This is a genomic window from Sporolactobacillus sp. BBK16-2 (genome assembly GCF_059878335.1).
The window spans coordinates 2,580,787-2,593,539 of the sequence record NZ_CM187611.1 but is presented as its reverse complement, the minus strand read 5'-3'; the positions used below and the strand labels follow the sequence as shown (position 1 = coordinate 2,593,539).

General features: G+C 39.7%; 10 protein-coding genes. All 10 read left to right on the top strand.

Features of this window, described 5'->3' with window-relative positions:
- Nucleotides 1-71 precede the first annotated feature (71 nt).
- The 10 genes from AC6F33_RS12810 (at nucleotide 72) to AC6F33_RS12765 (ending at nucleotide 12,748) form a co-directional block, all read left to right on the top strand.
- Nucleotides 72-1,187 carry a GTPase gene (locus tag AC6F33_RS12810; RefSeq protein ID WP_480948548.1) on the top strand — a complete coding sequence of 372 codons (1,116 nt, stop codon included), beginning with the start codon at nucleotides 72-74 and terminating at the stop codon, nucleotides 1,185-1,187.
- Nucleotides 1,188-1,321: 134 nt separating this feature from the next.
- A complete protein-coding gene (locus AC6F33_RS12805; protein ID WP_480948547.1) occupies nucleotides 1,322-1,783 on the top strand; it encodes a hypothetical protein in 462 nt (153 codons plus the stop codon).
- Between the two features lie 553 nt (nucleotides 1,784-2,336).
- Nucleotides 2,337-2,465 (top strand): putative holin-like toxin, encoded by a 129-nt coding sequence (locus tag AC6F33_RS12800; protein ID WP_480948546.1) that lies wholly within the window; start codon nucleotides 2,337-2,339, stop codon nucleotides 2,463-2,465.
- A gap of 984 nt (nucleotides 2,466-3,449) precedes the next feature.
- Complete coding sequence (locus tag AC6F33_RS12795) at nucleotides 3,450-4,382, top strand: HNH endonuclease (protein WP_500777215.1); 933 nt, start codon at nucleotides 3,450-3,452, stop codon at nucleotides 4,380-4,382.
- A gap of 35 nt (nucleotides 4,383-4,417) precedes the next feature.
- The gene (locus AC6F33_RS12790) at nucleotides 4,418-4,906 is read left to right on the top strand and encodes a hypothetical protein (protein ID WP_500777214.1); all 489 of its coding nucleotides are present in this window, start codon (nucleotides 4,418-4,420) and stop codon (nucleotides 4,904-4,906) included.
- A 272-nt stretch (nucleotides 4,907-5,178) separates the two neighbouring features.
- Nucleotides 5,179-8,406, top strand: coding sequence for a helicase-related protein (locus tag AC6F33_RS12785; protein ID WP_500777213.1), 3,228 nt, complete (start codon nucleotides 5,179-5,181; stop codon nucleotides 8,404-8,406).
- Nucleotides 8,403-9,026, top strand: a complete 624-nt coding sequence (locus AC6F33_RS12780; RefSeq protein WP_500777212.1) for a DUF4391 domain-containing protein — start codon at nucleotides 8,403-8,405, stop codon at nucleotides 9,024-9,026. The genes AC6F33_RS12785 and AC6F33_RS12780 overlap by 4 nt, the downstream gene beginning before the upstream one ends.
- Nucleotides 9,023-9,826, top strand: coding sequence for a DUF2971 domain-containing protein (locus tag AC6F33_RS12775; protein WP_500777211.1), 804 nt, complete (start codon nucleotides 9,023-9,025; stop codon nucleotides 9,824-9,826). Before AC6F33_RS12780 ends, AC6F33_RS12775 begins: the two co-directional genes overlap by 4 nt.
- Nucleotides 9,827-9,830: 4 nt before the next feature.
- Entirely contained in the window at nucleotides 9,831-11,846 is a 2,016-nt protein-coding gene (locus AC6F33_RS12770) for a site-specific DNA-methyltransferase (protein ID WP_500777210.1), read from the top strand.
- Nucleotides 11,846-12,748 (top strand): AbiJ-NTD4 domain-containing protein, encoded by a 903-nt coding sequence (locus AC6F33_RS12765; RefSeq protein WP_500777209.1) that lies wholly within the window; start codon nucleotides 11,846-11,848, stop codon nucleotides 12,746-12,748. The genes AC6F33_RS12770 and AC6F33_RS12765 overlap by 1 nt, the downstream gene beginning before the upstream one ends.
- Nucleotides 12,749-12,753 lie beyond the last annotated feature (5 nt).

Sequence of the window (12,753 nt, the reverse complement as noted above, 5' to 3'; positions counted from 1 at the left end):
TTGAACTCGCAAAAAAAACATACCCCATGGTAGGGTCATAGACCAAAAACAATGATTACTGGAGGTAACTCATGGCAGAAGAACAAGAGATGAAGAAAGTTCTTGAAGAAGCGTTAGAAAGTGTTCGAGACGAGTTTCATAAACTCAAGAAGGTCAATATTATGGTTGCGGGTAAAAGTGGCGTGGGGAAGTCAACGCTGATCAATGCAGTGTTCGGTGAACAAATGGCTAAAACCGGTATTGGAAAGCCCATCACAGATAAGATTCATCTGATCGAGAAGGCTGATTTTCCAGTCCGCATCTATGACACCGTGGGATTTGAACTAAATCCAGTGGCACTATGGAAGGCTACGATACATATCAAGTGGCTCATTCACCAAACCAAGAGGACACCAACCACAGAGGACGACATTCACTGTCTATGGTACTGTGTTGCAGCAAGCGGTTCGAAAATCGAGGAAAAAGAAATAAAGTTTATGAAATACTTCATGAAACACCACATTCCCGTCATCATGGTGCTGACGAAGACCTATTCAATTGAAGAGGCGGATGCACTAGCAACAGTAGCGAAACAGGATTTACCGGAGTTACGGACGGTCAAAGTATTGGCAAGTGATTCAGAGTGGGTGTCTGCCTTTGGCGTCGATGAACTCGTGAGGCAGACAGTGGAAGTATTACCGGAGACACTGCAGGATTCCTTTGCGAGTGCGCAGAAACCGGAACTGGTGATGAAACATCAGCAGGCAACGAAAGCTGTGATGAAATCAGCTGCGACAAATTTTGGAGCCGGCTTCATGCCACTATCGAATGCGCCAATCATGATTGACGTCCAACGCACAATGCTGGTGAAAATTACTTCAATCTATGAGGTTAGTTTAACCGGACATCAAGTGGAAACGGTTTTGGCAAGTGCGCTTGGCTTGTTCGGCGCAATGAAGATGGGTAAATTGGCGGCAAAAAAGCTGCTCAATTTAGTGCCTGGAATCAATTTAGTGACCAATACGGTTTCGGGAGCAATCGGCAGCGCCATCACGGGTGCTCTTGGTTTCGGCTACATCCAGTTGATGGAAATGGTGGCCGAAGGTAAGGTCAATTTGAGTGACCTTGCGCCGACTGAGCTGACGGATATATTGATCGGAATGATCAAGTCCAAAATGCCTGTAAATATAGGGAAAAGCAAAGTGTAAGAAATACGAAGACATCTGGCGACATCTCAGGGACTTGTAGGATGCCACCAGTTATTTTTTTTTACTTGAATTCGCAAAAAAAACAACCTCTATGGCAGGTCTCAATGACCGAATACTCATTGGAGGTAACAATAATGGTAGTCGTAGGATTTGGATTGATTGGTGGTGTGCTTGGACTGCTGGTAGGTGTGGTGTGGCTTGTGATTGGGCTGATCCTGCATCGACGAGTGGTAAAAGCGAACTGGCTCACCTTGGCAGGCGCGTTGGCGTTGATTGTTGTCAGCCTCAGCATAGGACTGGCGTTACCAAGCGCCGACTATACGGTTTCAGATGCAGCTGAAGGGCGTGCTTTCGTTAAGCAACTGGATGAAGGGGCGGACATTACTGACAAAACGCTGGAAGTAACCGTCGAGGAAGTCGGTTCTTCAAGCGCGATGGGCGTTGGCCTCGGTGCTCCCGGTGGCTTCTCGATTGTGTTACCTAACTCAAAAGCGACTCGGCTCATCAAGGTTGGTGATGAGGTGACGATGACATGCACTCAGGCTCGCCAGCTTTTCGGACTGTGGATCGTGACTGGACGCCTAATGGGACAGTAGTCGAGAACCGGTTCAAGTAAAAACAGGAAAATATGAAAAAACTGATCCGACCATGTGTGAAAGCACTTAGCCGGATCTTTTTTTATCGATGCCTTATCAGCGAGGTACCAAAAATGGTAAATAGATCAACGATCAGTGATTGTCTGATTAATGGTTGAACGGCAATAGCGGAATCTATATCGGTTACATCTTATTACAAATAGAACTATGAGAGGAGATATTTATGATAAAATTCTTTGTATTATATGTGCTTCTGTTTCCTATTTCAGTGCCACTTTTAATAATTAAGTGGTTGTTTGTATATGGTGGGAAGATACTTAAGTTCCTTTTGGTCTATGTGCTTTTGGGACCAATCACGATTCCACTGTACCTCATCACATGGGTGTTTAAAAGAAAATAAACTAAAAGAAAGGAAAATGAGACAAGCACATAAGAAGGGGATTGGCTATGCTTGCAGAAATTCATCATAAAATTGCTAAAAAAGATTGGCACAATAACTGACCACTTGAGGATGCGAACACACGTACTATGTTAAAATGACAACAGGCAATAGATGATGCATATGAGCGGATGCGGTGACACCCTCAGAAAGGGGGTGACGCCAATGACAGTATTTCAAGCGATAACACTTATGATTAGTTTTGGAGTGCTTATCTTGATGCTGTCAGACAGAAAGAAATAATCCGCCTCATATGCTCTTGCAGAAGCTGAGACGGATTACCGTGAACAAGTAATTCAGTTATAGGCACTGCATCCGCTCTGCGCGGATATTGTCATGCCGTCAGTGTTCGAAGCACTGGCGGATTTATTTTGCCTTGATCTACTATTATTATACACAGTTTGCAGGATTTAATGCAATCATGCGTTTTTATTGTTTGGAACGAAATTAGTCCCCAAAGTGTAGAACTTATCCTTCAAATTTATTCCAAAAGTCCTGAAATTTCTTTTTCCTCGCTAGGCAGCTCTTCAACTTCGCTTAAGTTATGCTGAATCACTCGTGTTCGAGTTGCCACTTTTTGTCCATATTGTTCGTAGCTTCTTGTAGTTTCTTTTTGGTTTTTTCAATAAATATCACCGAATTTACCAAACTCGGTTTTAACCTTACCCAGTGTTTCACAAACCTTACTTGAACCCTTCTGGATCGCTATGTACGGAATCCCATTTGAAGGCTGTTTAAAAAGGCGGCCATAGTCGTTGGACTGGTAACAGTTACTCTGTACGTATTCTGAAGAAATTCAACAAAGCCACATCATCAGTTGGGGAAAAGACCCGCATAATGCTCCTAATACCGATCCTACTTTAAGAACAATAATCAAACCACACCACTGCCATTATTGTAAAGATAACAGACGACTTAGAAGAGAGAATGATACTGTTCGATCCTTAGAAAGGGCATTACATTTGTTTCCTGCTACATTAGAAATGATATTCCATACGATCATGCCAACCCTTTCTTGAGATAAAAGGTTATGGAATAAAAAGAAAGAAGGATAAAAAGCAACAGTGATTCAGATCGGGAATTGCTGTTGTTTTTCATTATTTCTATTGGTGTTTTTGCGAATAATTCAATTTATTGAAGGAATTTTACCAGTTATTGTCGAATTATGGTTCTAAAGATACATAACAATTCAGCTTCTTTCAGCTCCCTATAAAGGCGATGATACCAATGAAAATGTACGTTGGGATTACGGACTTTGATTGGTTTAAGACTCTAAAACAAGCAAACTGTGATGAAGTGAATTTTTGGAAGCCTGGTGGGCGGACAAACTTTAAAGCTTTGAATGAAGGGGATTTGTTTTTATTCAAAACGCACAGTCCGCAGAATTATATTGTTGGTGGCGGCTTCTTCTTGAAATTTTCCATTCTCCCATCAACACTCGCCTGGGAAGCATTTGGAATCGCAAATGGTGCGAGCAGTTTGATGGCACTCAATGAACGGATTTATAAATACAGAAGAACAAACCGTTTCTCTGATCCTGATCCTCAAATTGGATGCATCATTCTCTCAATGCCCTTTTACTTTGAAGAAAAAGATTGGATTCCTCAACCCAAAGACTGGAACAGTAATATCGTACAAGGAAAAACTTATAAAACAACTGAACCTGTTGGTCTATCATTATTCGAACAAGTACGGGATCGACTGAGAAATAGAGAAGCTATTGAGTCATATATCGTCAAAGAAGATACTTCAACTAACCGGTATGGCAAGGAACAATTAATCAAACCACGTGTCGGTCAAGGCGCATTTAAAGTGATGATTGCAGATGCCTATCATAGAAGGTGTGCTATAACTGGCGAAAAAACGCTGCCTGTATTGGAGGCGGCACATATTAAACCATATAGTATGAACGGTCCGCATGAGATAAAAAATGGTTTGCTGCTGAGAAGCGACTTTCATACTTTATTTGACCGTGGCTATATCACCATTGATGATACTCTGACCGTAGAAGTGAGCCATCATATAAAAGAGGATTTCGGTAATGGCAAGGAGTATTATGCCTTTCATGGCAGCAAGTTGGCTGTTGTGCCTGAACGTGGAGATCAGCTCCCAGATCGGCAGTATTTGGAATGGCATAATGAGAATGTTTATTTGGGGTAGCAGGTAATATTCAAAAAAATTAGGGGGAGAAGAACATGTCACAATTAATAGTTGCAGATTTCTACTATGGAGCTGTTCTATCCATGCTTTTTAATCAGGGTATAATGGACCCGGCATTAATTGAAGGAAATGATGAACATGATCGTCAGGTTTATGACTTTACGACTAATTCTGGAAACGAGTACAGATTGTTTATGAAATATCGTGCAGAGCAACAGAATACAAAAACGCTTGATTACAATAGTTGGGTTTTTAATATTACGGGAGACTTCCAAGAACTTAGGAATTTTATTGAGAAAGGTAAGAATGTGGTTCTTGCTCTAGTATGTGGATCTAAAGATTTGGCAAATAGTGAACTCGCATTATTGAATAAAGAGAAAATTCTTCAGATTATTAATGCTGGTAAGATGTCATTCACAGTGAGCCGGAAGAAGAAAGAGAAATGTTATCGAATTCGAATAGAAGGTTCACGAGAATCGGCTTTAAAAGTGAAATATAATAGTTTTGAAGAATTATTTCGTTAAGCTTCATAGTATGATTTTTAATCTGTTAAAGCCATTCCTTCATGTTTACACGATCAGCTGAGCGTTTACTGATGTTAGGATAGTTTTATGGACACATTTCAGTTAAACTAAGGATTGACAAAAGGATATGTTCCTAGACTAATTGATCCAACGACAGTGATTGTACGAAGGTCATAGAAAATGATGAAGAGCCAAATCCTTTTACTAATCGATCGTATGTATCAACCAACACAAAAATATTTTGATAAACGGACAAGATCGGAAGTGCGGCTGTGGAGATATTTAATAATACAACAAGAGTGGTCAGAGATGATCTTGAAAAAATGATTGTTAAGGGTAGTCGTGTGTCTATCGCAGCCGCCTGCTTTTCAATTTATGCTTTTCAAGAGTTACGATCACAACTTAAGAATATTGACGAACTGCGCTTTATTTTCACCTCGCCAACATTTGTTGCTGAAAAAACGCCTAAAGAGAAACGTGAATTCTATATCCCTCGGCTGCATCGCGAAAAAAGTCTATATGGCACCGAATTTGAAGTAAAGCTACGGAACGAACTGACGCAAAAAGCAATTGCCAAAGAGTGTGCATCATGGATTCAAAGAAAAGCTACCTTTAAATCAAATGTTACAAAAGATGGTATGAACAATTTCATAAATGTTGAAACGAGTACTGAACAGTATACATACATGCCTGTAAACAGCTTTACAACAGTTGATCTAGGTTGTGAACGTGGCAATAACATTAGCAATATAGTCAGCCGCATGGAGTCGCCTGCGAGCACGGCATTCATTGAGCTTTTTAACAAAGTCTGGAGCGATGAGTCCAAATTGCAGGATGTTACAGACGAAGTCGTTGACAGTATCTCTTCCGTTTATCAAGAAAACCCGCCTGAATTGATCTATTTCATGGCACTTTATAATATTTTTAATGAATTTCTTGAAGACGTCTCGGAAGATGTGCTGCCTAACGAATCTACAGGATTCAAGCAAAGCGTTATTTGGAATAAGCTATATAATTTTCAACATGATGCAGCACTCGCCATCATTAATAAACTGGAACAGTACAACGGTTGTATTCTTGCTGACAGCGTAGGTCTCGGCAAAACTTTTACAGCATTAGCCGTCATAAAATATTATGAAGGCCGTAACAAAAATGTCCTCGTCCTGTGTCCGAAAAAACTCAAAGACAACTGGATGACCTATCGTGGTAACCTTATCAATAATCCACTTGCGAAAGACCGCCTGCGCTATGATATTTTATACCACACCGATCTGTCCCGTGACCATGGAGAGACGGCTACAGGTTTGCCCATTGACCGTATTAACTGGGGTAATTACGACCTTGTGGTCATCGACGAAAGTCACAACTTCCGTAACGGTGGCACGACTTCTGACGAGGATAATGAAAAAGAAAATCGTTACACCCGCCTGATGAACCGTGTTATCCGCTCTGGAGTTCAGACGAAGGTGCTGATGTTGTCAGCAACGCCTGTTAATAATCGTTTTTATGATCTGCGCAATCAGCTTGCACTGGCTTACGAAGGACATACGGATGTCATTAATGACAAACTTAACACCAAAACCGACATCGATACCATCTTTCGACAGGCGCAGAAGGTTTACAACGCATGGTCAAAAGAACCTCCAGAGCAACGTACCACTGCATCGCTGCTTAAACAGCTTGATTTTGACTTTTTCGAGGTATTGGACAGCGTGACCATTGCCCGCTCCCGCAAACACATCCAGCGGTACTATGATACCTCAGAAATTGGTAGCTTCCCGCATCGGAACAAGCCCGTTTCCTTACGTCCGAAGCTGACTGATAAGCCTGATGCCATTAATTATCAGGAGATATACGCTGAATTAATGCAATTGAACCTGTCTATATACACGCCTTCTGCATACATACTCGCAAGTAAGATTGACAAATACATTGATCCCAACTCAAAACACGCAAAGACCATTTCTCAAAGTGGTCGTGAGCGCGGGATCCAGAGATTGATGAATATCAACCTGCTCAAGCGCATGGAAAGCTCGGTTCATTCTTTCATGCTGACTGTTAAACGCATCTTTGACCAGTATCACGACACACTGGAGCAAATTGAAAATTTTCAGCCTGGTACTACAATTTCGGCTCAAGATGTCGGTGCTGATGATTTTGATCTCGACGATCAGAACACCGACATGTTCAATGTGGGTAAGAAATTCAAAATCGACCTAAGGGATATGGACTACGTCTCATGGCAACGTGATTTGAAGGCTGATCTTGACATCCTTGAGCTGTTACTGCTCATGGTAGAGGATATTACGCCGAAATATGACTTCAAGCTCAACGAATTAACTCGAATCGTGAGCGGAAAAATCGAGAACCCCATTAACCACGGCAACAAGAAAATTCTGATATTCACAGCATTTTCTGACACAGCGGAATATCTCTATGATAATGTCAGCGAATATATCAAGAAAAAGTACGGTTTGAATACTGCTCTTATTACCGGGAACATTGAAGGCAGGACAACGATTCCTCGTTTTCCATGCAATTTGAACAGTATTCTTACATGCTTTTCGCCTGTTTCAAAAGAAAAAATGTTGACCATGCCAAATGACCCTAACGAAATCGATATTTTAATTGCCACAGACTGTATTTCTGAAGGTCAGAACCTGCAGGACTGTGATTATCTAGTAAACTATGATATTCACTGGAACCCTGTACGCATCATTCAGCGCTTCGGTCGTATCGACCGTATCGGCAGCAGAAACAAGGTCATTCAACTCGTCAATTTCTGGCCAGATTTAACTCTGGATGAATACATCAACCTTAAGGCACGCGTCGAAGCACGAATGCGTATTTCCGTCATGACATCCACGGGCGATGATGACTACATCAATCAAAATGAAAACGGTGATCTTAGCTATCGCCGTCAGCAGCTTGAAAAGTTACAGAACGAAGTGGTCGATTTGGAGGAAATGAATAACGGTATCTCCATCATGGATTTGGGTCTCAACGAATTTCGGATGGATCTGATCGCCTATTTGAAAGATAATCCGAGCCTCGATCGTACACCCTTTGGTATCAATGCTGTAGTGCGCGGCGAAAAACCAGGTGTAATATTCGTGTTGAAAAACGTAAATCTTGACATGAAAATCGAAAGTCAAAACCAGCTACACCCGTTTTACATGGTATATATAGGTGATGACGGGAAGGTGATTTGCGACCATCTGGAGCCTAAAGAAATATTGGATCGTATCCGCCACCTGTGCCGCGGCAAAGGTGTACCCGATTTGGATCTCTGCCATCGTTTTAACATGGAAACCAATGATGGAAAGGACATGAAGCGGATATCTGAGTTGCTACGGGAAGCGGTTGCCTCCATTATTGATGTTAAAGAAGAGAGTGACATCGACAGCTTTTTCGGGAATGGACAGACGACTTTCCTTTCCGGTGATATTCGTGGAGTGGATGATTTTGAACTAATATGCTTCTTGGTGGTGATCGAATGAACGGATTTCCGACAGCCACGGCTGTTAATCGCGTTATACCAAAGGAGGCTTTTTATAAACGGCTGACCTTAAGCGCAGATTTGAAAGAGAAATTCGTCACAGACATCAGACACATCACTCTTTCAAACTTGCTCACCGCAAACACATTAAACCTTGAACCAGGAAAGAGAGTTAGTGAAATTCTGATACTTACAGTGGAATTGAAAAAGCAAAAATTCGACAGGCGCATTGTTGAAAACATTGCTCGACAGAATACGCACCAGCTTGTATTTTATCTAAGATATGGGAGCAAAGCACAACTTGCGATTTATTATGGCAAACTGTACCAAACCGAATGGAAGCTGGTTGACGATTTGTTTCTTTCGACAAACGGCTTTACGTTGGACGACGTGTGGAACGATTTCTTAGAGCGGATTGCTCTGCGGGACGACATCATGGGAAACAATGCCACCGATACTATTGAAGTCAGAATTCAAAAACAGGATGAGATTTTGAAATTACAAAAGGAAATTAATAGATTAGAAAAGCTGACGCGTAGCGAAAAACAACCGAGGAAGAAGTTTGAAATGTATCAGCAACTTCAGAATAGAAAAAGAGCAATGGAGGTGCTGATCAATTGAACAAGTATCTACAGCTATTAATGGACAAGAAGATTAACGAAGCAGAGTCACTGCGTAAATCTTTAGTACCAAAGAAACTTGTTAAATTTTACTCTCTCGGGTCAAATGATGAATTGGATAGTAAGAAATTTGAAACCTTGAAAGATCAGCAACTTTGGTTATCATCGGCATCAGAATTGAACGATCCTTATGAGTTTCAGTGTATGTATGTTGACCACGAAAAACTTAAAACCCAAGGATATAATGATTACATAATGTCAAAGTTTGATCATCTTGTATGTCAACAATGGAAGTATTGGGCCTTAGTTTCTCTATCTGCAAATTCTCCTGATTGCTTGCCGATGTGGGCGTACTACACCAATAATTATCATGGTTTTTGTGTAGAATACGATGTTTTAAGACCGGACGTTATTTTTTCTATTAGCTATGAGCCCAATAGAATACCATTAGCTTCAATTATTTCGAATTTCTATGCGGAATTTTCAACAATGATTGAAAAGAAGCAAAGCACAAATCCGAAAGTTGAGTTTTATGCTACTCTGTTAAGACAACAATTATTCATCAAGCATGATTCATGGAAAAGTGAAAGAGAATTCCGCATAATCCACCCATCATATGGTAAAAAGGGATTTCGAGTAAGTATAGAAAAAATTGGGCTTAAGACAAGCAGAATAGTAGCCGGATTGAACTGTACAGATAAACATAAGGCTATATTGAATAAAATATCAAATAACTTGAATTGTGGTAATGCTCTTCATTCCAAGATTAGTGGTACAAGTTATACGTTACTGGAGGTTTGATTACATGGACAAGCTTAAAATGCATAGCATAAACAAGGTGAACGAGAATGTTGAAAAGATCGGTAAACTGTTTCCTAACTGTGTCACCGAAACAATTATTGACGATAAACTCACGAAAGCAATTGATTTTGATAAGCTTAAGCAGGAGCTTTCAAATGTTGTAGTCGAAGGACGGGAAGAACGCTATCAGTTTACTTGGCCGGACAAGAAGAAGTCCATACTACTTGCCAATGCACCCATTGCTAAAACGTTGCGACCTTGTCGTGAAGAGAGCGTTGATTTTGACACAACCGAAAATCTCTACATTGAGGGCGATAACCTTGAGGTATTAAAGTTGTTACAAGAAACATATTTGGGTAAGGTCAAGATGATTTATATAGATCCCCCGTACAATACAGGAAACGACTTTGTTTATGAGGATGACTTTACGCAAAATACCGACGAATACCTTGCCAACAGCGGACAGTATGATGAAGAAGGCAACCGTCTTGTGCAAAATAACGAAAGAAATGGTCGCTTTCATACAGACTGGTTGAACATGATGTATCCCAGATTAAAATTATCAAGAGACTTGCTTTCTAATGATGGTGTTATTTTCATTTCAATTGATGAAAATGAAATTAACACGCTGAAAAATATATGTGATGAAATTTTTGGACAATTTAATTTTGTGGCCCAATTAGTATGGGCTGCTGGTCGCAAGAATGATTCAAAATATATCTCTATATCACACGAGTACATCTTATGCTATTTTCGCAATGCTAATTATATTAAAGAGAATAAAATCATATGGCGTGAGAGGAAGCAGGGGCTTGACGAAATTTATGCAAAATACGAAAACCTTAAATCTCAGTATAGAGATAATTGTAAATCTATTGAAAAAGGACTTAAAGCATGGTATAAATCTTTACCCGATGGACATCCATCCAAAGACCATGCGCACTACAATAAAGTTGACTCTAAGGGTATTTTCTTTGCTTCTGATATATCGTGGCCGGGTGGTGGTGGACCTAAATTTGAGCTGATTCATCCGACAACGAAAAAACCTGTAAAAATTCCGGCACGTGGTTGGTTAACCAACAAAGAAAACATGAATGAGTGGGTTAAGAATGGTAGAGTAAACTTTGGCGTAGATGAAACAAGTGTGCCAACAGTTAAATCATATTTAAAGGACCATGAGGATGGCGTCCCATATAGTGTATTTTATAAAGATGGACGTGCTGCATCAAAAAGGCTTGCAACACTTATGGGAGATAAAGTTTTTGAAAATCCAAAGGATGAAGACATAATTAAAAGAATTATTGAGTTTTGTGGTGCAAGTGAGGGAGACATTGTGCTGGATTTCTTTTCTGGATCTGCCACCACTGCACATGCGACATTCTTAGCAAATATTGACCAAAATGTCAAGCGGAAAATTATTCTTATTCAATTACCCGAAGAAATTAATCCCGATAAAGCATCATCTGAAAAAAGTAAAAAAGTTGCGAATAATGCAATTGAATTATTGGATTCTATTAAGGCATCTCATAACATCTGTGAAATAGGAAAAGAACGTATTCGTCGTGCAGGTGCACAAATCAAAGAAGAATTTGGGCTGACAGCGCAATTACTTGATATTGGTTTTCGTGTTCTGAAATGTGACACCACCAATATGAAGAATGTTTACTATAATCCGGCAGAGTATGAACCAAACTTTTTTAGCAAGTTGACAGATAATATCAAAGAAGATCGTACACCCGAAGATTTGTTGTTCCAGGTAATGCTTGATTTGGGTGTCCTTTTGTCGAGTAAAATTGAAGAAAACACTATTGCTGATAAGAAAGTCTTTTCGGTCATGGACGATTATCTGATCGCTTGCTTTGATGATAATGTTACCGAAGAAACTGTCAAAGCTATCGCACTAAGAAAGCCGTATTACGCCGTCTTCCGTGATAGTTCCATGGCAAATGATAGCGTAGCAACAAATTTCGAGCAGATATTCTCTACCTACAGCCCATCCACAGTTAGGAAGGTGCTGTAATGAGTTATTTTACTGAACGGAACAATATGAGAATGCCTATAGAAAAAACATCAACTATCAGTATTATAATGTACTCTTTAATTATGGATTGTTGTGATAAATATTTGGACAATCTGGCATGGCTTTACCCTCAACAATGTCCTGATGGAAGAGGAATATGTGGGTTAGACTATAAAAAATTTAGCAACATTCTCAAGTTTGAAATACCAAATTTGCATCGTGGTAACTATGATCGCATTGAAGCACCAAATGAATATGATGATTTTGACCAGTATTCCTTACTCGATTATGTTGAATATATTGCTCAAAATATTAAGGATATTACATCAAGGGATTACCATAGCTATTTTTGTCATGATGATTTGGGGTTTGAAACTAACCCTTCAATTAAAATATTTTTGCAATTTCAAAATGAAGTAAACAATATATTTCAAAAAACGGGATTGCTATATGCATTGACAAATAATAGAGAGGTTGAACGTATTGTTGAATTTGATGTTCTTACAGAGAATATAGAGAGTGCAGTTCAAACAGTACATGAAAAAGGGACAAAGGAACTTCTTCAAGAAGCAATCAGGTTTTATAAAAGCCCTCGGCAAGAAAATCAGCACTTAGCTACAGAGAAAGTTTGGGATGCATTGGAGAGACTTAAAACTTATTATTCCCCAACGCTTGATAAGAAGAAATCTGTTGAAAAGATTATGCAAGCAATGGGTAATAGTGACGAAAATTTCATAAATCTATTTAATACTGAGTTCAAAATGCTTACTGATATTGGAAACAATTTCAGGATACGTCATCATGAAACTACAAAAATAGATATTACTGATAGCAAGCACTTTGATTATTTCTTCAATCGTTGCTTATCACTTATTGCATTAGCCATACAGTACTTGAATTAAGGGGG